18 protein-coding genes, 1 pseudogene and 1 riboswitch are annotated in these 20,901 nt (G+C 73.7%); of the genes and pseudogenes, 5 read left to right on the plus strand and 14 right to left on the minus strand.

Going from position 1 to position 20,901, the window contains the following annotated elements; translation table 11 throughout:
- The first annotated feature begins 32 nt into the window (after positions 1–32).
- Positions 33–1,241 (plus strand): hypothetical protein, encoded by a 1,209-nt coding sequence (locus CP980_RS01395; RefSeq protein ID WP_150492342.1) that lies wholly within the window; start codon positions 33–35, stop codon positions 1,239–1,241.
- A gap of 10 nt (positions 1,242–1,251) precedes the next feature.
- Here the strand turns inward: CP980_RS01395 and CP980_RS01400 are convergent, their stop codons facing one another.
- A complete protein-coding gene (locus tag CP980_RS01400) occupies positions 1,252–2,211 on the minus strand; it encodes a DMT family transporter (RefSeq protein ID WP_150492343.1) in 960 nt (319 codons plus the stop codon).
- Positions 2,212–2,300: 89 nt separating this feature from the next.
- Positions 2,301–3,035 carry an ArsR/SmtB family transcription factor gene (locus CP980_RS01405; protein ID WP_132753225.1) on the minus strand — a complete coding sequence of 245 codons (735 nt, stop codon included), beginning with the start codon at positions 3,033–3,035 and terminating at the stop codon, positions 2,301–2,303.
- Between the two features lie 147 nt (positions 3,036–3,182).
- On the opposite strand from CP980_RS01405, the gene CP980_RS36305 reads away from it, so the two are divergent.
- On the plus strand, positions 3,183–5,144 hold the full coding sequence (locus tag CP980_RS36305; protein ID WP_268257452.1) for a hypothetical protein: 1,962 nt from the start codon (positions 3,183–3,185) through the stop codon (positions 5,142–5,144).
- 80 nt (positions 5,145–5,224) lie between these two features.
- Here CP980_RS36305 and CP980_RS01415 read toward each other — a convergent pair whose 3' ends face one another.
- The 10 genes from CP980_RS01415 to CP980_RS36655 form a co-directional block, all read right to left on the minus strand.
- Entirely contained in the window at positions 5,225–6,289 is a 1,065-nt protein-coding gene (locus tag CP980_RS01415) for a terpene synthase family protein (RefSeq protein ID WP_150492345.1), read from the minus strand.
- A gap of 90 nt (positions 6,290–6,379) precedes the next feature.
- Positions 6,380–7,387: an SDR family NAD(P)-dependent oxidoreductase gene (locus CP980_RS01420; protein WP_229907290.1), complete on the minus strand. Its 1,008-nt coding sequence runs from the start codon at positions 7,385–7,387 to the stop codon at positions 6,380–6,382.
- Positions 7,388–7,513: 126 nt separating this feature from the next.
- Positions 7,514–8,500 (minus strand): TolB family protein, encoded by a 987-nt coding sequence (locus CP980_RS01425; RefSeq protein ID WP_132753233.1) that lies wholly within the window; start codon positions 8,498–8,500, stop codon positions 7,514–7,516.
- A complete protein-coding gene (locus CP980_RS01430; protein WP_150492347.1) occupies positions 8,497–9,786 on the minus strand; it encodes an MFS transporter in 1,290 nt (429 codons plus the stop codon). Before CP980_RS01430 ends, CP980_RS01425 begins: the two co-directional genes overlap by 4 nt.
- On the minus strand, positions 9,786–11,141 hold the full coding sequence (locus CP980_RS01435) for a discoidin domain-containing protein (protein WP_150492348.1): 1,356 nt from the start codon (positions 11,139–11,141) through the stop codon (positions 9,786–9,788). The genes CP980_RS01430 and CP980_RS01435 overlap by 1 nt, the downstream gene beginning before the upstream one ends.
- Positions 11,142–11,397: 256 nt before the next feature.
- A complete protein-coding gene (locus CP980_RS01440; protein WP_150492349.1) occupies positions 11,398–12,060 on the minus strand; it encodes a response regulator transcription factor in 663 nt (220 codons plus the stop codon).
- Positions 12,057–13,238 (minus strand): sensor histidine kinase, encoded by a 1,182-nt coding sequence (locus CP980_RS01445; RefSeq protein ID WP_150492350.1) that lies wholly within the window; start codon positions 13,236–13,238, stop codon positions 12,057–12,059. The genes CP980_RS01440 and CP980_RS01445 overlap by 4 nt, the downstream gene beginning before the upstream one ends.
- 20 nt (positions 13,239–13,258) lie before the next feature.
- The gene (locus CP980_RS01450) at positions 13,259–13,801 is read right to left on the minus strand and encodes a hypothetical protein (protein WP_150492351.1); all 543 of its coding nucleotides are present in this window, start codon (positions 13,799–13,801) and stop codon (positions 13,259–13,261) included.
- A gap of 102 nt (positions 13,802–13,903) precedes the next feature.
- A complete protein-coding gene (locus tag CP980_RS01455) occupies positions 13,904–14,446 on the minus strand; it encodes a GNAT family N-acetyltransferase (protein WP_132753245.1) in 543 nt (180 codons plus the stop codon).
- 26 nt (positions 14,447–14,472) lie between these two features.
- The gene (locus CP980_RS36655) at positions 14,473–15,009 is read right to left on the minus strand and encodes a TetR/AcrR family transcriptional regulator (protein WP_373312956.1); all 537 of its coding nucleotides are present in this window, start codon (positions 15,007–15,009) and stop codon (positions 14,473–14,475) included.
- Between CP980_RS36655 and CP980_RS01465 the strand changes: the two are divergent.
- A pseudogene (locus CP980_RS01465) lies at positions 14,899–15,233 on the plus strand (anthrone oxygenase family protein); the annotation flags it as partial. The gene CP980_RS36655 and the pseudogene CP980_RS01465 sit on opposite strands and share 111 nt — an antisense overlap.
- A gap of 17 nt (positions 15,234–15,250) precedes the next feature.
- Here CP980_RS01465 and CP980_RS01470 read toward each other — a convergent pair.
- Both CP980_RS01470 and CP980_RS01475 read right to left on the minus strand, forming a co-directional pair.
- On the minus strand, positions 15,251–16,792 hold the full coding sequence (locus tag CP980_RS01470) for an AMP-binding protein (protein ID WP_150492352.1): 1,542 nt from the start codon (positions 16,790–16,792) through the stop codon (positions 15,251–15,253).
- A gap of 103 nt (positions 16,793–16,895) precedes the next feature.
- A complete protein-coding gene (locus CP980_RS01475) occupies positions 16,896–18,137 on the minus strand; it encodes an MFS transporter (RefSeq protein ID WP_150492353.1) in 1,242 nt (413 codons plus the stop codon).
- 215 nt (positions 18,138–18,352) lie between these two features.
- On the opposite strand from CP980_RS01475, the gene CP980_RS01480 reads away from it, so the two are divergent.
- The gene (locus CP980_RS01480; protein WP_150492354.1) at positions 18,353–19,297 is read left to right on the plus strand and encodes an SDR family NAD(P)-dependent oxidoreductase; all 945 of its coding nucleotides are present in this window, start codon (positions 18,353–18,355) and stop codon (positions 19,295–19,297) included.
- 163 nt (positions 19,298–19,460) lie between these two features.
- Positions 19,461–20,255, plus strand: a complete 795-nt coding sequence (locus tag CP980_RS01485; RefSeq protein ID WP_132753253.1) for a hypothetical protein — start codon at positions 19,461–19,463, stop codon at positions 20,253–20,255.
- Between the two features lie 333 nt (positions 20,256–20,588).
- Positions 20,589–20,789: riboswitch (cobalamin riboswitch) on the plus strand.
- Positions 20,790–20,901: the final 112 nt, after the last annotated feature.

Here is a 20,901-nt window from a genome sequence, read left to right on the forward strand (position 1 = left end):
CCGCGGTTCGACCGATCACTTTGGGGGGCATCATGCGCAGACCCTTACGTGCCTGGATCCTGGTGGGCGCGAGCCTGCTCGCGGCGGGCGCCGGTCCGGCGTACGCGGCTGACACGCCGCCGGCCGGGTCGGCGGCGGGGGCAGGGGCGGCGCCCGCCGTGCGGTACACCGTGCACGACCTCGGCACCCTGGGCGGTACCCGCAGCAAAGCGACCGCGATCGAGGGCGACACGGTCGTCGGGAGCTCGTGGACGAGCGGCGACGCCGCCGAGCACGCCTTCGCCTACGACCTGCGCGGGCGCACCATGACCGATCTCGGCACCCTGGGGGGCTCCAGCGAGGCCACCGATACGGAGGGGGACTACGTCGTCGGGCAGTCTGAGCTCTCCGCCGGGGGCCCGACCCACGGATTCGCCTACGATCTCCGGACCCGACGCCTCGTGGACATCGGCACGCTCGGCGGCAGCGGCAGCCACGTCACCGGTCTCAGCGGCGACACCGTCGTGGGTACGTCCTCACTGCCCGGCGACGCGGTCACCCACGCGTTCGCGTACAGCCTGCGCACCCGGACGATGACCGATCTCGGCAGCCTCGCCGGCCCGTCGGGCGTCAGCGCCGCCGCGGCCGTCAGCGGTGCGACCGTCGTGGGCAGCTCCTCCCTGCCGGGCTCGCCCGCCACCCTCACGCACGGGTTCGCGTACAGCCTGCGCACCGGGAGGATGACCGACCTCGGAACCCTCGGCGGGAACTCCAGCACGGCCAACGCGGTCAGCGGTTCCACCGTGGTCGGTCAGTCCCGGACCACCGGGAACGGCCTCGCCGGATATGCCTACGACCTGCGCACCGGCGTCCGCACGGACCTGGGGTCCCGCTTCCTGACCCGGCAACTGATCAGCGGGAGCACCGTGGTCGGCGGTGACGGCCTGCTCGCCAGCTCGTTCGACCTCACGACGCACACGAGTGCCGTGATCGGCTCCGGGCGCGGTGTCACGGAGGTCAGGCAGATCTCCGGGAACCTCATGGTCGGCGACAATTTCGCTCCCAACTCCTTCGCGTTCGTCGCCCGCGCCGACAACGGCGCGTTCGCCTACCTGCCGTCCCTCGGTGGCCTCAACTCACACGCGGCGCAGGTCAACGGCCGCGGCGTCGTCGCAGGCAGCGCGGCGCCGGCGGCCTCCGACCCGTCCAGCGCCAACGGCCCGTTCCACGCCACGGTGTGGGTGCCGCACCCCGTGGCGTAGGAGCCGTGCGCTAGCGCCCGCGCGCGCCGAAGGCTCCGGGCAGGGGTCCGTCCGCCCCCAGCCCGGAACCCTCCCGGGTGCGCGGGCGGTAGCGGGATACGGCCACCCCGGTCAGGCACAGCAGGCCGCCCAGCAGGGTCAGCCAGGCCGGGACCTCGCCCAGGAGGATCCAGCTCAGCAGGACGACGATGGCGGGCACGGCGTACGTCGTCGCGCCGAGCTTCCCCGCCGGCATCCGTGCCAGGGCGTAGGTCCAGGTGGTGAAGGCGAGGGCGGTCGGGACCACGCCCAGGTAGACCATGTTCAGGGTCGCGGAGAGCGGGGCCTTCGGGACCTCGGCCACCAGCTGACCGGCGAACGGCAGGCAGGCCACGGTCCCCGCGAAACAGCTGTACGCGGTGATCTGCAGCGGCGTCCCGAAGGCGAGCGCGGGCTTCTGCGCGACGACGCCCGTCGCGTACGCCACCGCCGCGAGCAGGCACAGCACCACGCCGAGCACCGAGGTCGAGCCGTCACCGCCGGAGGACATCGACAGGCCGACGACCACGGCGCCGGCGAAGGAGACGGCCATGCCCGTCAGCAGCCTCGGCGGCAGGGCCTCGCCGAGCAGGCGGGCCGCGAGGAGCGCCATCAGGATCGGACCGGTGTTCACCAGCAGGGACGCGGTGCCCGCGTCGACGAGACGTTCGCCCCAGTTCAGCGCGACCGTGTAGCCGCCGAACCAGACGAGACCGGACAGCAGGATGCCGCGGCGGGCGCCCCGCGGGGGCAGTCCTTCGCGGCGCACGAGGAGGATCACCCCCAGCACCAGCGAGGCGGCGAGCAGCCTGCCGAGGGCGAGGGCCCCCGGCGAGTAGGCGGCTCCGGCGCTGCGGATCGAGACGAAGGCCGATGCCCAGGCGAACACCGTGCAGCAGACGGCGGCGCCGATGAGGAGGCCGGGCGGAAGGGCACGCGAGTGGGTCTTCATGGCTCCGACTCTACCCCTAATCCTTCGGTGTCCGCCGAAGTATTTCTGCTGCAACTTTCCGGAAGGGGCCCCGAGCCCTGGAAAGCCCTTCAGCTCCACGCCCGCGGGTCGAGGCCGAGCAGGTCCCCGAAGGCCCGCTCGCCCGCAGCCGTCACCAGCAGGCCCCGTCCGCCGCCCTCGGGGCGCACCACCCACCCCTCGTCCAGGGCCCGCGCGCACAGCCGCGCCCCGACCAGACCGCCCAGATGGCGCCGGCGTTCGGTCCAGTCCAGGCATGAGCTGGCCGGCGGCCTGCGACCCGCGCCCGTCACATCGACCTCCGCCCGGCGGCACCAGTCGAGCCCGCTCTCGGTCAGCGTGAAGACGGCCTCCGTGCGCAGCAGGCCCAGGCGTTCCATCGCGTCGGTCACCGCCATGCCGAGCCGCCCCGCGAAATGGTCGTAGCAGGTGCGGGCCCGCGCCAGCGGATCGGGCGCGGAGACCACCGGCACGGCGTGCGCCGCGTCCCGGCCCGGGACGGCGTACGAGGCCAGCTCGTCCACCAGCCGGGCGGTGGCGGCGTCGGCGATGCGCACGTAGCTGTGCCGCCCCTGCCGCTCCGTCACGCAGATCCCCGCGTCCAGGAGCCGGGTGAGGTGCCCGCTGACGGTGGAGGGGGCGACCCCGGTGGTCCGGGCCAGTTCCCCCGCGGTCCAGGCCCGCCCCTCCAGCAGGGTCATGCAGATGGCGGCCCGGGTCTCGTCCGCCAGTGCGGCGGCGAGGGCGGCGAGCCGCGCGGCGGGGGCCGGCGCGTCGGCGGGCCCGGAAGCAGGTACGTGATCCATGTTTCCAGGGTGCCTCATCGTTTCGGCATATGGCGAATGATGGAGCGGGTTCCCTCAAGAGCTGCGCTCCGTGCATCGGCCGAACCACCCGGGGCCTTCCGCTCCGACCGTGTGTGACCATCCCATGATCCTTTCGTTGTCCGCATCGTGGGACAACGTCAGAGACCCGGAACCGGGCTGCGCCAGGCTGAAGCGGTCATCGTCGAGCGCTACCCCCAACTCCTGCGGCTGGCATATCTCGTGCTGCCGTCCGACCTCGACCGGCACACGCGGCTGCTGCGCGCCCACCGCGCCGTCCAGCACTCCCTGCGCGCCGCGGGCCGTCGGGCGGACCGGGGCGGGGATCCGCTGGCGGCCGTACGGGCCGAGGTGGTGCGGCACGCGGCCGGACGGCCGCGCGGACCGCTGCCGCCGTGGGTGTGGGGGCTGCGCATGTGGCCCAGCGCCGAGGGGCTCGACGAGGAGGCCCGCAGGCTCACGGGGCTGACCCCGTACGCCCGCGCCGCTTTCGTGCTGGGCCGCTTCGACGGGCTCGACGAGGAGGCCGCGGCGGCGGTGCTGGCGCGGGCCGGGGCCGGTGATCCGGCGGGCGAGGTGCGGGCGGCGGGCGCGGCCGGAGCCGGAGCCCCGGCCGGGGCCGGAGCCGCCCCTGCGGCGCCGGGAACCTCGGGCGCGGGGCCGGATCCGGGGCCCGACAGGGAATCGGTCCTGCACCCGGCGGACGTCCACACCCGTCCCACCGATCTGTTGCTGCGGCGCACCCGGGTCCGCGCCGCCTGGGGCCTCGCCGCCGTCCTGCTGCTGGCCGCCGGGCTGACCCGGGCCGGCGTCGCCGGGACGGACGCCGGGCTCCCCGCCCCCTACGCCGGAGCGCCCGTCGCCCGCGCCGCCCTCGATCCCGCGCGCCTGGTCCGAGTGCCCGCCCAGGCCTGGTCCGACACCGGCCGGGTGGACTTCACCGCCTGGCCCGCCCGCGGTCCGCGCACCGGGGACCGGGCGCTGCTCGCCCGGGCGCTGGGCGCCTGGGCCGCGCCGACCTCCGCCACGGCCGTCACCACCGCCCCCTCGACCTCGGCGGAGCCACCGGAGCACCCGCCGCAGCTGCTGTTCGCGGGGGATCCCCGGCCGGGGACGGCCGTCGTCGTGTTCCTCGACGCCGACCGGATCGTCCGCTACACCGAGCAGGGCGGCCGCCGGAGCCTCGACATCGCCCGGACCGACGACGCCGACGTCACCACGGCCGCCGCCGTCACCCTGAACCGCGAGGGGAACACCGCCCACTGGCTCCTCGCGCCGTGGATCGCCACCGCGGGGGTCCGGGACCTCACCGCACCCGCCACCGCCGTCCGGCCCCTGGCGATCGGCCCCGACGGGACGGTCACCACGGAACTCCCGCCCGGGACCGGGCGCGAGGCCGACTCCGCCGCGGGCCCGTCCCGGGAGCGCTGCGGGCCGCGCCCGGTCCTGGAGGTCGCCTCCTCGCCCCGGATCGTGGAGAAGCACTCCTTCCTCCTCGCCGACCTCGGCGGGCTGCTTCCCGTCCACCTCACCTACACCCCGCCCGTGGAGGGCGCCGACGTACCACCGGCCCGCCAGCCGCGCGAGGCGACGGGGCCCGCCGCCCTGGCCCGCTGGGCCCAGGAGGCCTGCGCGCTGGCTGCGACGGACGGGCGGGCGGTCCGGTCGCTCAACCTGTGGGACTTCGCCGTCACGGAGCTCCCGGAGACCCCGGGGCGGGCCGTCTGGTCCTGTACGCGGGCCACCTGGTGGACCGGCCGGGGCGACGTCCGGATCCGGCTGCGGCCCCCTGCGGGAGACGCGTTGACCGTGGCCCAGGTCGGGTCCACCGCGGCCTGCGGCCGGTTCGGCCAGCACGTCCTCGCGGCGACGGTCTGGCGGGCGCCGTCCGGCCGGAGCTACCAACTGGCCGCGGGCAGCCGTGAGGTCGTGGAGATCAAAGCCACCGGGTCGCTCAACAGCCGTACGCCCGGCCGGAGCCTCGCGGTCGCGGCCCCCGCGGCACCCGCTCCCCCGGCCACCTTGACGGCGACCCTGCACAGCGGCGCGGTGATCACCGCTCTCGACGCCCGGGGCGGCGGCCGGGACTGACGGCCGTGCCGCCGTTCCCCGCTGCCGCCGCGGGCCCCGCAGGTCCTGGGCCCCGCCACCGGCTCGGTCGGCTCACGCGGTCATGACGCGCCGGCGTCGGCGGGCCAGGACGTAGCGCGGGCAGGGGTGTTGCCGGGCTGTACGTACAGGATCTGGTCCAAGTGGCCGGGCCCCGAGGCCGGGACGACCTCGGGTGCGGTGCGGTAGCGCAGCGTGTCCCTCTGCCAGGCGTGGTAGCCGGACATCCACGCGGTCATGATCCCGACGTACGTGCCCACCGCGGCCCGTTCCGGGCGGCGCAGGCCCAGCTGCGCGCAGAGCGCGGGTACGTGCGCCGCGAGCTCCCGGAACCGCCCGACGAGCCGGTTCACGCGGTGGACGGCCGCCGTGACGGCTTCGTCGCGGTCGAGGTGGCGGGTGTGTTCGAGGACGAGGACCAGGTTGTCGACGTCGCCGCGGGCCTCCTCCTTCTCCAGCGAGTACACGTCGTTGCACATGAGGGTCACGTCGATGGCCGCCTGGCGCATGATGCGCAGCTGGGGTGCGTGGAAGGCGGCCGCCGGGACGGTGATGCCTGCGGCGCGTTCGCCGAGGGAGAGGGGCAGATCGGTGGCGGCGATGCCGCGGCGGACCTGGAGGTAGGTCGTCATGTCGGCGGGGGTTCCGCGCAGGCGCCCTATCGCTTCGTGCGCGTGCGCGGCGAAGTAGTACTCCCATTCGTGTGCGGTCCGGGCGGTCCAGGCGGGGTGGGCACCGCGCGTGCCGCGGGCCCGCAGGTCGGCGAACGCCTCCGTGCACGGGTCGCTCCCGGCGGGCGGGGCGGCGCCGTGCGCGACGTCGATCAACTGCTGGCAGACGCGGGCGGTCCGGGCCGGGTCCAGGCCGAGGGGCCCGTCGAACTGGTCGTCGAAGACGAAGAAGAAGCCCATCGCGTCGGCACACAGGTCCAGGGCCGGGCCGCGGGCGTGGGGGAAGCCGAGGGCGGCCAGGCGCGGCATGTCCCAGGAGGCGTACCAGGCGACGGCACGGTCGTCCGACACCAGGCCGTGCCCGCGAACCCACTCCAGGTTGTGCCGGCGGGCCTCGTCCAGCCCCGGGCCGACCGGCGCGGCGGCGGGGAGGTCGAAGTCGATGTCCTGTGGCACGGGTCCTCCCGTGGTCGTGGGGAGCGGCACGGTCCGGCTGGTTCCGCGCCATTCGAAGGGAAAGGATTCTGCAGATGACCGCTCACGGCCTCAGACCCCGGCGGCGGCCGATGGCTCCTCGTTCCCGGGGGCCGGGGCGGCTGCCGGGGTCGTGAGGTCCAGCGCGAGTGGCCGCGTGCCGCCGATGCCCAGCCGGGCGAGGGAGAACGCCATGGACGCGCCGACGCTGTCCGGCGTGTGGAACGCGTCGGTACTGCGGACCGCGGCCAGGTGGTCGCGGACCGATTCGGGGGTGTGGTCCTCCTTCCACAGCACGCCTTCGGTGGCGCCCAGGAAGATCCGCCCGACGCGGCGGCCCGCCGCGTGCAGGAGCTGGCCCGTGCACGGCACGGACTCGTGCGCCAGCAGCGCCACCACGGAGGCCGCGTGCCGTGCGGGGAAGGCATCGGTGAGCAGGGCGGTCATCGGAGCATCGCCCTGGAGGGCCTCCAGGGACATGCGGGTGGCGGCGATCGGCACGACCGCGTTGACCCTGATCCCGTGCGGGGCCCCCTCGGCGGCGAGCGACGTGGTCAGCCCCAGGACGGCGCCCTTGCCCGCGGCGTAGACGCTGAGGCCGGTGGAGCCGAACAGGGCGTCGGAGCAGGTGTTGACGATCCGTCCGTACCCGGACGCGACCATGTGCGGCCATGCGGCGCGCAGCATGTTGAGGGTCCCGCCCACGTGGGTGTCCAATACGCGCCGGCACTCCTCGTCGGTGAGTTCCCCGAGCGGGCGCAGGATCGATATGCCGGCGTTGTTGACCAGGACGTCCAACCGACCTGCGGCACCCAGCGCCGCCGCGGTCAGGGCCCGGGCGCCGTCCGCGGTCGTGACGTCGTGGACGTCCGCGACCGCCTCCCCGCCGAGCGAGCGGATCTCCTCGGCCACCGCCCGGGCGGGCGAGGACGAGGCCCCGCGCCCGTCGATCCCCGTCCCGACGTCGTTGACGACCACCGTCGCGCCCCGGGCCGCGAGGAAGAGTGCGTACTCCCGGCCCAGCCCGCGGCCGCCGCCGGTCACCACCGCCACGCGCCCCTCGAAACGGATCTCGTCCATCCCGTCCACCACCCCATCCGAAGACGTGCGATTCCCGCACACCCTGCCCGCGCGGCAGGGATCCGGACAGGGAGCGCGACGGGCGGTCCGACGCATTCGCACACGCCTCGGCCACCGCCGAACGCTTCAGTTCGTGGCGGCCGGGGAGGAGGCCCCGGCAATCCGGAGCCGGGGTTCGCCCGTGCCGTCCGCCGGGACCGACCAGATGTCGCCGGCGCGTCCTTCGCGTCCCGGGAGGGCGTAGGCCACGGTGTCGTCGTCCAGCCAGGCCGCCTGGTCGTCGACGCTGCGCGTCTCCGCCAGCGGGTGTTCGCGCAGGTCGGCCAGGTCCAGGACGTACAGCCGCCAGGGTGCGGAGGGGTCCTCGGAGACCTTCTTCTTGAACGCGATGCGGGTGTTGTCCGGTGACAGGGAGGGGCATTCGACGTTCTCGCGCAGGGCCTTGGCCGACCAGTCGTGCAGGTCCCCCTCGACGAGGTGGGTCCGGCCCTTCGTCGACACCGTGGCGTAGAAGCGGTTGTCGTCGCGGGCGAAGGTCACTCCCCAGTAGTTGACGTCGGGGGCGTGGTAGCGGGTCCCGTCGATGGTCAGCGGGATCTCCTCCATCGATTTGATCAGGTAGCCGGTGCGCAGGTCGAGGAGGGAGGTGCGGGTGGAGAAGCCGGTCGTGGCGTACGAGTCGCCGATCGCGAAGGCCGTCCAGGACAGGACGTTCCCCGAGGCCGAGACGCGGGCCCGGTTGGGGATGCCGGGCACGGTCACGCGCTTGACCTCGCGCAGGTGGCGGTCCAGTACGAGGGCCTGGGTGCGGGCCGGGATGCCGGGGAGCCCGCGCAGGCACAGGGCGTGCTCTCCCGCGGCGTAGAAGCGCTCGCAGGCGGGGCCTCCCGTGGCGGGCGGCCCGCCGGTGGCGCTGTGGCGGGCGACCCGGCCGGTGGCGGAGTCCCGGTAGTAGAGCCCTGGTTCGTCCAGGGTGAACGATCCGTCCGCGGCGCCGGCCGGCCGATCACGGTGCCTGGCGTGCAGTACGTAGCCCAGGGAGCCGCCCCCGAGCAGCAGGACGGCGAGCACGACGAGGGCGAGCCGGCGCAGCTGTGGCGCTCGGGGGTTCACGGGGCCTCCGGGGTGGTGTCGAGGTCGGGTGCGTGGGCGGGGGCGGCGGCGGTAACGGTGACGGCGGGGGTGGCGAGGGTGGGCAGGATGCGCCAGGCCGCGGCGAGCGCCGCCGCCAGCGCGAGGGCCGCCGCCCACAGGGCGGGCCCTTGGCCCCAGAAGGTCCAGGCCGCTCCGAAACCGGCGGCGCCGAGCAGCCGGGCGAGTGCCTGGCCGGTCTGGAGCACCGCGAGCCCGCCGGCCCGGCGGTGCGCGGGAAGTACGGGCCCGGCCAGAGCCATCAGCACCCCGTCGGTGGAGGCGTAGAAGACGGCGAGCAGGCCCAGCACCACGGCCACGGTCGGCCGGGTCACGGGAAGCAGCAAGGCGGCGTACGCGCCGAGCAGCGCGGCGTGCCCGGCGAGGAACGGCAGCCTGCGCCCGAAACGGTCGGCGACGCGGCCGGCCGGGACGGCGAGCAGCAGGTACCCGGCGGCGGCGCCGAGCGGCAGCAGCGGGAACAGGGCGGCCGGCAGGTCGAGGGCGCGCTGGATGAGCAGGTAGAGGAAGGAGTCGCCGATGGTGGCGGCTCCGAGCAGGCAGGCGGCGTACAGGATGCGGCGGAAGGCGGGGTCGCGAAGTGCCGTGTGCTGGAGGGGTGTTGGCCGGACCGGCGGCGTTCGGGCCCCGGAGGGGACGTACAGGACGAGCAGGAGCACGCCGAGCAGGCCCGTGCAGAAGCTGACGGCGAACACCGCGTCGTAGGCGTCGGCGGTCGCCCACAGTACGGCGAAGGCCGCGAGCGGGCCGAGCAGTGCGCCGGTGGTGTCCATGGCCCGGTGCACGCCGAACGCCCGGCCCAGGGTCTCCGGCGGGCCGCTGAGCGAGATCAGCGCGTCGCGCGGGGCGGTGCGCACGCCCTTGCCGAGACGGTCGGCGGCGAGCGAGCCGGCGATCCCCGCCGTGGCGCCGTCGGCGAGGAGCAGCCCGAGCCGGGAGAGGGCGGAGAGCAGGTAGCCGGCGCCGGCGACCCTCTTGTGGCGGCCCCCGCGGTCGGCGAGCCGGCCGCCGAGGAGCCGCACGAGGGCGGTGGCTCCGTTGAACATGCCGTCGAGGAAACCGAACTGGAGGGGCGAGAGCCCAAGGCCCAGGACGAGGTAGAGCGGCAGGACGGCCGTGACCATCTCGGAGGAGACGTCGGTGACGAGGCTGACCGCGCCGAGCGCGATGACGGTGGCGGGGACGCGCCGCCGGATCCCGAGGGGGCGGGGCGGCGCGTCCGGGCGGCCGGTGTGGGCCAGGTACATCAGTGGCAGCTGTACTTCGGGCCGGTGTCCTTGACCCCGTCGGTGGCGACGTAGGTCCAGCTGTAGCCCGAGTCCGTGAAGTCGAGCTTCAGGACCCCGTACTGGCCGCTGATCCGCTTCTGGCTGTTGGGCTGCACCTGCTCGATCGGGTAGGGCTCGGCGCCGCCCATGCCGCCGACGATCTCCACGATCCCGTCGGCGGCCGCCTTGCCGTCGGGGTTCTGCGGGGCGAACCGCTCGTAGTGGTGGTCGTGTCCGTTCAGGACCAGGTCGGCCTTGGCGGCGTAGAGGATCTTCCAGACGGGTTTGGAGACGGGGTCGTTGCCGTGTCCGCCCGAGGAGTACAGCGGGTGGTGCCAGTAGGCGGCGATGCACTGCTTGGCGTTGGCGGCGAGGTCGGCCTTGAGCCAGTCGATCTGGGCTGCCTGGTCGAAGGCGTTGGAATCGAGCGCGATGAAGTGCCAGTTGCCCTCGTCGAAGCTGTAGTAGCTCTTGCCCTGCGGGTAGGCCACGCTCCCGAAGTACGCCTTGTATCCGGCGAGGGAGCCGGCCGGGTCGTAGGTCTCGTGGTTGCCGGGTACGGGACGGGTCTTGGCCTTGAAGGCGCCCCAGCTCTTGTCGTAGTAGGCGCGGAAGTCGGCGATCCGGGCGTCGTCGTACTGGTTGTCGCCCATCGTCAGGTAGAACTTGGGGTCGATCTGCCGGGCCAGCGCGGCCGTCTTCGGGTGCGCGCAGCCGCTGTCCGAGGCCGTGCACTGCGCGGCGATGTCACCGGCCGCGACCACCGTGAAGGCTCCGCCGCCGGGGGGCGGGCCGCCGTCCACGGTGCCGTACACCTCGGCCTCGAAGAGGGAGTAGCCGTACGCCGTGCCGCGCGCGGTGCCGTACACGCGCAGGTACCTGCCCTTGCCGGAAAGGCCGGTGAACTCGTCGGTGCCGCCGTTGCCGGCCTTCTCCTCGGCGATCTTCGTCCAGGTCGTTCCGTCGGCGGAGACCTCGATGCGGTAGGCCTTGGCGTACGCGGACTCCCAGGTCAGCTTGGTCCGGGAGATGGTGGCGGCGGCTCCGAGGTCGACGCGGATCCACTGCGGGTCCTGGCCCTCGGCGCTGGCCCAGCGGGTCGAGGCCGAGCCGTCGAAGGCGTTGGCCGCGCCGAGGGAGGAGCTCTCCGCGGAGGAGGCGGTGGCGGGCTTGCCCCGTGAGATGAGCGGGTCCGCGGCGGCTCCGGCCCGGCCGGGCCAGGCGAGGAGGAGCCCGGCGACGAGCGCGAGCACGGCGGCCAGGGTCGCGAGGAGGAGCGCGGGCCGAAGTCGGCCGCTTGCTGCGGGGGGTGGGGTGGAGGCGTACAGGTGCATGCCTGGACTCCTATGCCTGGGAACGGCGAGAGCTGGACACCGGTGCGGAGAGCGCCGTCCCCGGGCCGTGGGAGCGAGCAGGGGGCAGCGTCACGGCGGCCGGGTCAGAGCTCTCGCTGAGCGCGTCATGCCCATGACACTGGACACCGCGCCGAGCCGCCGTCGGGGAGCGTAGCGGATAGGAAAGTTTCCTACCAGTGGCTCGACGCGACGGCCCCGCGACGGTCCACAGCGGCGGTCCGCCCGTGGGGGGCCGTCAGGCCAGCCCGGCTCCGATGGCGAGGCGTACGGCATCGGCCCGGCTGCGGAGGTCCGCTTTGGCGAACAGGTTGTTGATGTGGGTCTTGACGGTGGCCTCGCTGACGAAGAGCCGTTCGGCGATGGCCCTGTTCGGAAGGCCCTCGCCGATGAGGGCGAGGACCTCCCGTTCGCGGACCGTCAGGTCCCGCGGAAGCGGCACCGCCTCGGGCCGGTGCATGTGGACGGCGGCGAGGAGGCGGGCCTGGACCTCGCGGTCGAGCACCGACTGCCCGGCGGCCGCGGCCCGGATCGCCCGGGCGATGTCCTCGCGGCCCGCGTTCTTCGTCAGGTAGCCGCGGGCTCCCGCGCCCAGGGCTCCCAGGATCGAATCGTCGTCGGCGAAGGTGGTCAGGACGACCACCGCCACGCCCGGATGCTCCGCCGACAGGCGCCGGGTCGCCTCGGTTCCGTCCATGCCGGGCATCCGCAGGTCCATGAGCACGACGTCCACCGGGCCCGCGGCGACCGCCGCCAGGACCTCGTACCCGTCCGTCGCGGTGGCGACGACGTCGATGTCCGGGAGCAGAGAGAGCACGGTGGCGAGCGGTTCCCGCACCGCGGCCTGGTCGTCGGCGACGACCACCCGGACGGGCCGGACGGCGTCCGTGGCTCCGTTCATCGCGGGATCACCGCTTCCACCTGCCAGCCTCCCGAGTCCGGCCCCGTGGTGACGGGCCCGGTGGTGAGGGCGCCGCCGATCAGGGCGATGCGTTCGCGCATACCGATCAGCCCCATCCCGCTTCCGGCCGCCGCGGTCACCGGTGACGTCGCCGACCGGTTGCGGACGTTCAGTACGGTCGCCTCCTCGGTGAAGGTCACTGTGATGGCGACTTCGCCGCCGGGGGCGTGCCGGGTGGCATTGGTCAGCGCCTCCTGGGCGATCCGCAGCAGGCACCGGGTCGACTGCGCCGAGAGCTCGCGGACGTCTCCGACCACGGTGAGGGCGCCGTGGTGGCCCGAGGATTCGAGCATCGCCGTCAGGCTCTCGCGCAGCGGCAGATGGTCTTCGCGCAGCGCGTGTACGGTCCACTGCGCCTGCCGCAGGCTCTCCTTGACCAGGCTGTGCGCGCGGCCGTTGGCCTCGCGGATCCTGTCCAGGTCGCCGGTGTCGATCAGCGCGTCGACCAGTTCCAGCTGCATGTTGAGCCCGGCGAGCGAGTGGGCGAGCACGTCATGGACGTCCCGGGCGATCCGGGTGCGCTCCGCCAGTACGGCCGTCCGGGCTTCGGCCCTCGCGGCCTTCTCCGCGGATTCGGCCGCCGCGATCGCGGCCCGCGTGGCCTGCGCCCGGCTTCGCCCGGCCATGCCGCCCAGCACGGCGGCTCCGGTCGCGAGGCCCAGGACGGTGGTCGCGTACCGGCCGGGCTCGGCCTGGACGTACAGCACGCCGCCGCACAGGAGGCTGCACGAAACGGCGAGGGCCAGGGCCGCTCTGGTGTCCAGGCGGGACCCGGCGAAGGCGGTGAGCAGGAACGCGAAGACGTACACGGTCCCCGAGCGGCCGGCGCCGATCAGTCCCGCCGCCGCCAGTACGCCGAAGGCCAGCCAGACGGTGAGGAGGCGATCGGAGAGGGCGGACTCGGGCACGAGCCGCAGCGCCAGCACCGCGCAGTTGACCACGAAGAGGAGCACGACGGCCAGGCCCCGGCCGCCGAGCCCCATCGGCCGGATCGTCACGATCCCCGCGGCGGCGACGGCCACGACCAGCAGGAGCTGGGAGCGGGCGCTGCGCCCCCCGCGGTCGAGCGAAGTCCAGCGGGCCGGGCCGACGGGCCGGTCCGTCTCTCGTGCTGGCATTCCGTGACCATAACCCACGGTCAGGCCCGGCGACCGGCAGCGACGGTGGGCTCCGGGTCGGCCGCGGGCCGCCGGTCACGCGTCAGCGGCCGGCTCCGGAGGAAGATCGTCGCCAGCCGGGTGACCACCTCGGTCAGGGCCATCAGCACCAGCGCCGCCACCCACGCCTGCGCGCCGGTGATCCGGTGGTCCGTGCTGAACCGCGCGACGTCGGCGGCGCCGCCGTGGTCCACCCAGACCTGGAACCCCAGCCGGGCTCCCATGCCGATCACCCACAGGACCGCCGAGACCGCACCGGCCCTGATCAGGACCTGCGCGTCCACGCGCCGTATCCGGGTGAAGACACCGCCGGCGATGCCGAGGGCCGCGCCGACCGCCATGAGGGCGCCGATCAGGACGAGGTCGTTGCCGCCCGTCGGGACGGTGTCGAGGTAGCTGAAGCCCACGAAGGCCACGATCCCGAGCGGGAGCAGGTAGGACCTCGGGGTCAGCGGACCTTCCCTAAGCTGCCGGAAGACGATCAGGACGAGGGCGATGTCGGTGATCCATGTGGTCGCGTTCATGCCCTCAAGCCTGCGGTGAGCGGGTACGCGGCGCCTGGACCCACGGGTGGAGATGGGGGTGGAGATGGGGTTGGAGATCCGCGTCCCGGTCCGGTCGGGCGCTCAGGGGCGGTCCAGGCCCCACGTCTGCAGGCTGTAGGGCCGGCCCTTCTCCTCCCCTTCGATCAGCGGGACGTCGAGCAGGCGGAAGCCCGCCTTCACGGCGACCGCGACGCTGGCGGCGTTCTCCGCCTCCAGTTCGAGGATCACCCGGTCCACGCCCAGCTGCTCGAAGGCGTACGCGGCCATCACGCGCACGGCCCGAGCGGCCAGTCCCCGGCCGCGGTGTGCCGGTCCGACCGCGTAGCCGAGCTCCGTGCCTTCGGGAGCGCGCCGCAGCATCACCTCGCCGAGGGGTTCGTGGCCGTCGACGGTGATGGCGAGCAGCACGACCGTGCCCTCGGCCCGCATCCGCCGGTCCCGTTCCAGCCGGGCGCGGCCGGCCGCCTCGTCGAAGGGGGAGACGATCGGCGTCCAGTACGCGACGTCGGGGTCGTCGAAGAGTGCGGGCATGGCGGCCAGGTCGGCCTCCCTCCAGTCGCGCAGGACGAGGCCCTCCCCGGTCAGTTCCATGTGCTCGGGAAAGGACGACGTGGTGCTGCTCATGGTGGGGTGGCCTCCCTGGTCGGTTGTCAGCTGAGCAGGATATCCGCGCAGTGATCTGCTCCGCCCACTCGCCCGCCCGGCCGGGCCCGGAGCGATCGTGAGAGCACGGCGAGCCGGTCACCAGCAGCCGCACCCTGCGCCCGGTGTCCCCCGGTGGCAGCCGCACCGAGGCGCTCCAGCAGGGCGGCGAAGGCGTCGAACGCCGGGCCGCCGTCGAGCTGGAACACGGCGTCGTGGACCGCCGGGTTGCGTTCGGCGAAGTCGAGGTCGGCGCGGGCGAGGGCGGTGACCCGGGCGCGCGGATGCTCTTCCACGGCGGAGGCCGCCCTCGGAACCGCGGCCATCTCGGTGGCACCCTCCAGCGCGACGGCGCCGATGATCTCGCGCTTGCCGCGGAAGTGGCTGTGGAGAACGGGCTGGCTGTACTCGGTGCGCTCGGCGAGCCGGCGGGTGGTGACCGCGTCCGCACCCACGGGGCCCGGCTGCTCGGCGCCGTGATGCCGTTCCGGTACATCGGCTCGCTCGGGCTCGCCGCGGTCTGGGCCCTCGCCGGACGGCACCACGACGGCGCCGGGCTCGTCATCGTCGCCGCACTGCTGATCTCAGCGTGGTCAGGTCGGCCCTGCTGCTCGTCCCGATCAACAACCGGTCACGAGTCAAGAGGTGGACCGCCGAGGGCCTGCCGGCCGGCTGGAAGCAGCAGATGGACCGCTGGGACCGCTTCCACTACGTCCGCGTCGCCGCGATCGTCGCGGCCTTCACCCTGCTGGTCACCGCCCCCGTCTGAGGGCCTGCGCCGGCCGGTCAGGCGCCGCTGCGGTCGAGCGCCCTTCGACGGAGCAGCTTCTTGTCCGGCTTTCCCGCGTCGGTCAGGGGCAGCGCGTCGGTGAAGGTGATGCCCGCGGGCTCGTACATGGCGCCCTTCCTCTCCCGGACCACGGCGCGCAGTTCCTCCTCGCCGACGACGCCGCCCGGCGCGCGGACGACGACCGCGTGGACCCGCTCCGTGCGGTTGGCGTCGAGGACTCCGAACACCGCGCTCTGCAGGACCTGCGGATGGGAGTTCAGCACGTCCTCCAGCTCCGTCGTGTACACGTGGCCCCCCACCACCACGATCATGTCCTTCAGCCGGTCGACGATCGTGAGGTAGCCCTGCGCGTCGATGAACCCGATGTCACCCGTGTGCAGCCACCCGTCCCGCAGCACCTCCGCCGTGAGCTCGGGCTGCTTCCAGTACCCCTTCATCACCTGCGGCGAACGTACGCAGATCTCCCCGCGCTCGCCGGCGGGCAGGCTCCGCCCCTCGGCGTCGCGCACGACGACCTCGACGCCTTCCATGATCTTCCCGGCGGTCCGCAGCAGCTCCGGGCGGCGCGGGTCGTGGTCCTCGGGCGGGAGCACGCTGATCCCGCCCGCTTCGTTCTGCCCGTAGAACTGGTTCAGTACGGGGCCGAAGCGCCGGACCGCCGCCGCGAGCCGGGTCGGGGAGGAGGCGCAGCCCCCGTACGTGAGCACGCGCAGGCTGGAGGTGTCGGTGCGGTCGATCTCGGGGTGGTCCATCAACTGGTAGAGGAGCGGCGGCAGGAGGAACATGTGGGTGATCCGCTCGCGCTCGACGGCGGCGAGGACGGCGCCCGCTTCGAACCCGTCCAGCAGGACGACGGTTCCGCCGTGGCGCAGCGTGGCGTCCGCCATGAAACCCGCCGCGTGCGCGAGGGTGGTGCACACCAGGGCCCTGACCCGGTCCTCCTCGGGCCGGCCGGATCCGAGCGACGCCCACTGCTCGAAGCTCGTACAGATGGCCTTGGGATGACCGGTGGTCCCACCGGTGTGGCGAATGGTGCAGATGTCCTGCGGGCGCGCCGAACCCGGCAGCACCTCGGCGGACTCCTCGGCGGCGAGCCGCACCAGGTCCGGGCCCGGGCCCGCGCCGCCTTCGCCGAGGACCAGCACCCGTTCCAGCGGTACCCGCCGGGCCAGGTCCGCGGCGCGCTCGCGGTGGGCGGGGTCGACGATCAGCGCCCGGGTCTCGACGTCCCGGAGGATGTCGGCGTGCACATCGGCCGAAAGGCCGGCGTAGAGGTGGTTCACGGCGCAGCCGAGCAGCCCGGCGGCGTAGCGGGCCGCGATCGTCTCCGGAAGGTTGCCGGCGAGCAGGGTGACCGTCTGGCCGCGCCCCACCCCCTGGGAGCGCAGCGCGCGGGCCATGCCGTAGACGAGACCGCGCAGTTCACCGGCGCTCACGCGCCGCTCCCCGTACACCAGGGCCTCGCGGTCCGCCTCCTTCCCCAGGGCGTCGAGAATCTCCTCCACGTGGCTGTGGAAGTGTTCGGTGGTCTCGTCCATACCGGTCCCCACTGGTTGACTTGAGCAACTAGCTGGAGGCTAACGGCCGATGATCCACAAGCCCAACCCGGACGCCGATATCCGGCCATAGGGGCCATTCGACTCAGGTCGTGGCCGTGGACCGGGCCCTCTCCCCCTCGAACCACGCCCGCTCGGCGGGACGTTGGCGCTGCGCCCAGCGGACGACGAAGGGGGCGGCCAGGCCGGTGAGGGCGAACAGGACCCCCATGACGTACCAGCCGGGCCGGCCCCACGTGATGCACAGGAAGATGACCAGGGCCGGCCCGGCCGCCTCGGCCAGGCCGGCTCCGAGCCCGAAGACGCCGAGGTACTGGCCGGTGGCCCGCTCGGGCGCGAGGGCGAAGGAGACCTCGAACCCCGCTGCCGCGTGCCAGAGTTCGCCGATGGTGTGTACGGCGACCCCGGCCAGCAGGAGGGTCGCCGCGGCCCAGCCGGGGATGTCCTGGGTCAGCGAGACCAGTACGCAGGCCAGGAGGAAGGCGAAGCCGGAGCGGCGGTAGGCGAGGGCCCCGGCCGCGGGTGAGTCGATGCTGCGACTGGCCCTCATCTGACACGTGACCACGACGACGGTGTTCAGCAGCATGGCCCCCGAGATCAGCCAGTGAGGAGCCTCGGTGGCCGCGATGAGCCAGAGCGGGACGGCGACCGTGAGCACCTTGAACTGGATGGCCATGACACCGTCCAGAGCGGTGAGCGCGAGGTAGGGCCGGTCCCGCAGGGCGATCCAGCGCGGGCCGCCCGCGGCCGGCTCGGGCACGACCGGCGGCAGGCGGAGCACGATGAGGGCGGAGGCCGCGAAGGCGAGCGCGTTGCCGACGACCATCAACTGGTAGGCACCGTGGGTACCGACCTGTACGACCCAGCCCGCCAGCACGGCGCCGATCGAGATGCCGATGTTGGTCACCGCGCGCAGGTAGGCGCGGAACTCCTGCGGCCGTTCCCCGCCGTGGTGGCGGATGAGCGGGCTGCGCGCCGCCAGGCCCGCCCCCTTCGCCCCGGTGGCCGCGCACACCGCGACGACGAACGGCCAGAAGCCGTCGGCCAGCATGAACCCGGCCGTCGCGAGGGCCTGTACGGCGAGGGTGGCGGCGTAGACCCCGCGCGCCCCGCGCCTGTCCGCCAGGTGGCCGACCGCGATCCCCACCGCCAGCGAGAGCAGGCCGGCGATCCCGAGCCCGAGACCCACATGGGGCGCCGGAAGGTGGACGGCCTGGGTGAAGTAGAGGACTCCGGCGGTCAGATAGAGACCGCTGCCGACGGTGTAGACGAAGTTCGAGGCGGCGATGGTGCGCTGCGGTCCGGGCGCCGGCAGCAGGTGGGGCATGGCGTGCTCCGCATCCTGGAGGAGGCGATCAGGGTAGGGCTTATTGCGAACTACTTGCAATAAGCGGGAGCGGTGTTCGCGGCGGCGGCGTGTCGGCCGTCCGGCGCGCGTATCGGTGGCGCGTCGGCGATGTGTCGGTGGCCGCTGGGACCGTGGTGTCGAGTGCCCAAAGGGGCGGCTGCGGCCGCCTGCGACCACGAGGGAGCCCCATCACCATGTCCTCCACCCCGCCCTGGAACGTCCGACGACTGCCGGCCGCCGATGGCCGCGTCTTCCTGGTCACCGGCGGCAACGCCGGCATCGGGTACTTCGTCGCGGAGCAGCTGTCGGCGACCGGAGCCACCGTCGTACTCGGCAGCCGCAGCCCCGCCAAGGCCGAGGCCGCCACGGTTTCGATCCGCGCGCGCGTGCCCGGCGCACGGGTACGGGCCGTACGGATGGACCTCGCCGACCTCCCGTCGCTCGAAACGGCGGTGGAGTCCATGGGGGTGGATCGCCTCGACGCGGTGGTCCACAACGCCGGTGTCGCGCTCGACGACCCGCCGCGCAGGGAGACCGCGGACGGGCACGAGCTCATGTTCGGCACGAACCACCTCGGGCACTTCGCGCTGACCCGGTGGCTGATGCCCCTGCTGTCGGCCGCGCCGGCGGCCCGCGTCGTGACCATGGGCAGCTTCGCCGCGAAGTCCGAGCGGCTCGACCTGGACGACCCGCAATCCCGGAGGGACTACGAGCCCAAGCGCACCTACGGTCGCTCGAAGCTGGCACAGATGTACTTCGGCATCGAACTCGATCGGCGCCTGCGCGCAGCCGGCAGTCCGGTCGTGAGCGTGGTCGCCCATCCCGGCGGCGCGCTGGACTCGCTGACCCCGTCGCGCCCACCGCTGCACGTGCGGACCACCGGCGCACGGCTGGGCGCGGCGCCCGCGGCCCTCCTCGTCCAGGGCAAGCACGCCGGAGCGTGGCCCGCGGTCCGGGCGGTCCTCGATCCGGCCGTACGCGGAGGCGAGCTGTGGGGACCGCGCGTCTTCGGCCTGCGCGGAGAGCCCCGACGCGAACCGGTGTGGAACCACCTGAGCGACCCCCGCGTCGCCGCGCGGCTGTGGGAGGCGAGCTGCGACCTGACCGGAGTCGATTTCCGGACCGTCCTCCACGTCTGACGGACGGGCGCACGCCCCCTGCGCGCAACTGCTCCTCCCCCGCCCGCACTTGTCGGACGCTCCGGGCGGGAGGACAGTGAGGGCGGCGCGAACGGGGGCGGCACCGCCGGCTCCCGCGCGTCACGGACGGCGCACCGGATCCGAGGAACAGGAGCCCAGGGGCATGCCCATCCAGCAGACGATCGACCACCCCACCAACTGGATCATCGAGGTGGACATCAAGGACGTGAGCGCGCTCGCCCTGCACGGCGCACCCGCCGGCGAGCGGCTCGTGGTCTTCGTGGCGGAGACCCACCACAACACTCGGTACGACAGCGACCGGCGCGACGCGCTCATCCGGCAGCTGTCCTCGCACCCCAAGGTCACCCTCGTGGTCGAGCGGGACCTCAGCCCCATTCAGGCGGCGCCCAACATGGTGGTGGAGAGCACCCCGGACCTCTCCTCCGGCGACCCCGAGCGCGACGACACCGTGATCGCACAGCTCGTCGACCACCTGAACCGGCTGCCTCCCGGGCAGAAGGGCCGGTCGATCGTGTTCCTCTTCGGGGACGACCACTTCGCCAAGCTCCGCAGCCGGCTCGACGCCGCCCTCCCGGAACCGGTGACGCTGCGTCATTTCCCCTCCATCCGGGACCAGATGGACGCCCTGAGCCTGGCCGCCCCGGCGCCCGGCCCGGGCGACCGGCCGATCGGCTGGGTGCGTACCGGTCAGTTCGCGGCGAACGAAGGGCAGGAGGCCCTCAACTGCGACCTCCTGCGCCGCGGCCTCGTCCCGGTCCCCTATCAGGTCCACGTCCACGCGCCGGAGGTCTTCGCCTGGGGGAAACTGGGTTTCCTCCTCCACTCCTCGAACCAGTCGATCATCGACCGCGGCGCCGAGCTCGCCAACGAGGGCACGCTTCCCCTGATGATTCGCGACCCGCAGGAGATCAGGGGCCGCGAAGGCCGTGTCGGCTAGGACACGCCCTCGGTCGCGGTCCCGGCCGCCGGCGCGGCCGGGACCGTGGCGCGTCGGCGCCTCTCCCGAAGAGTTCTCCGCCTCGGTCTCGGCCGTCGACGAGGACCTCAAGGGGCAGGTCGGGGAGTTGCAACGGCGCCGTGGCCGCATCGCCGAACTGGCCGTGGGGGAAGCCCTGTTCCTGGCGCCGGACGTCGTGACCCTGCCGGAGCGGCTCCGCGAGATCGGACACGGCTCCTGACCGGTCGGGCATCGAGGCCGCGTCTCATTTCGCCATCCGAATGGTGAACAGGACTCGCCGCTGGGCGATCCGGCGCCCTAGGGTGGCCGGTGCAGCTGGTTCGCCCCGTCAGCCAGGCGGGATGCGTCGCAAGAGGGAACCCGGTGGGAATCCGGGACTGCCCCGCAGCGGTGAGCGGGAACGACCGCCGTCATACGCACTGGGACCGGACGACGGTCCTGGGAAGCGACGGCCACTAGGTGCCCGCCGGGAAACCGGCAGGCGTGCCCGCGAGTCCGAAGACCTGCCCGTTGCCCGCGCGCGGACGATTCCCCGTGCGGCCATTCCGGTGACCTCGTGGGCGGGTCGGCGCACATATCGAGCGGCACGCGCGGCGGTGTTCTCCCGCCCCGGCGGCGCGCCCGG

Source organism: Streptomyces vinaceus (assembly GCF_008704935.1).
GTDB classification, from domain to species: domain Bacteria; phylum Actinomycetota; class Actinomycetes; order Streptomycetales; family Streptomycetaceae; genus Streptomyces; species Streptomyces vinaceus.

Bases quoted from the DNA above. Each gene is read 5' to 3' on its own strand.
- CP980_RS01395 (WP_150492342.1), top strand. From the start codon at position 33: ATGCGCAGACCCTTACGTGCCTGGATCCTGGTGGGCGCGAGCCTGCTC.
- CP980_RS01400 (WP_150492343.1), bottom strand. From the start codon at position 2,211: ATGAAGACCCACTCGCGTGCCCTTCCGCCCGGCCTCCTCATCGGCGCC.
- CP980_RS01405 (WP_132753225.1), bottom strand. From the start codon at position 3,035: ATGGATCACGTACCTGCTTCCGGGCCCGCCGACGCGCCGGCCCCCGCC.
- CP980_RS01420 (WP_229907290.1), bottom strand. From the start codon at position 7,387: ATGGACGAGATCCGTTTCGAGGGGCGCGTGGCGGTGGTGACCGGCGGC.
- CP980_RS01430 (WP_150492347.1), bottom strand. From the start codon at position 9,786: ATGTACCTGGCCCACACCGGCCGCCCGGACGCGCCGCCCCGCCCCCTC.
- CP980_RS01435 (WP_150492348.1), bottom strand. From the start codon at position 11,141: ATGCACCTGTACGCCTCCACCCCACCCCCCGCAGCAAGCGGCCGACTT.
- CP980_RS01440 (WP_150492349.1), bottom strand. From the start codon at position 12,060: ATGAACGGAGCCACGGACGCCGTCCGGCCCGTCCGGGTGGTCGTCGCC.
- CP980_RS01445 (WP_150492350.1), bottom strand. From the start codon at position 13,238: ATGCCAGCACGAGAGACGGACCGGCCCGTCGGCCCGGCCCGCTGGACT.
- CP980_RS01450 (WP_150492351.1), bottom strand. From the start codon at position 13,801: ATGAACGCGACCACATGGATCACCGACATCGCCCTCGTCCTGATCGTC.
- CP980_RS01455 (WP_132753245.1), bottom strand. From the start codon at position 14,446: ATGAGCAGCACCACGTCGTCCTTTCCCGAGCACATGGAACTGACCGGG.
- CP980_RS01470 (WP_150492352.1), bottom strand. From the start codon at position 16,792: ATGGACGAGACCACCGAACACTTCCACAGCCACGTGGAGGAGATTCTC.
- CP980_RS01475 (WP_150492353.1), bottom strand. From the start codon at position 18,137: ATGCCCCACCTGCTGCCGGCGCCCGGACCGCAGCGCACCATCGCCGCC.
- CP980_RS01480 (WP_150492354.1), top strand. From the start codon at position 18,353: ATGTCCTCCACCCCGCCCTGGAACGTCCGACGACTGCCGGCCGCCGAT.
- CP980_RS01485 (WP_132753253.1), top strand. From the start codon at position 19,461: ATGCCCATCCAGCAGACGATCGACCACCCCACCAACTGGATCATCGAG.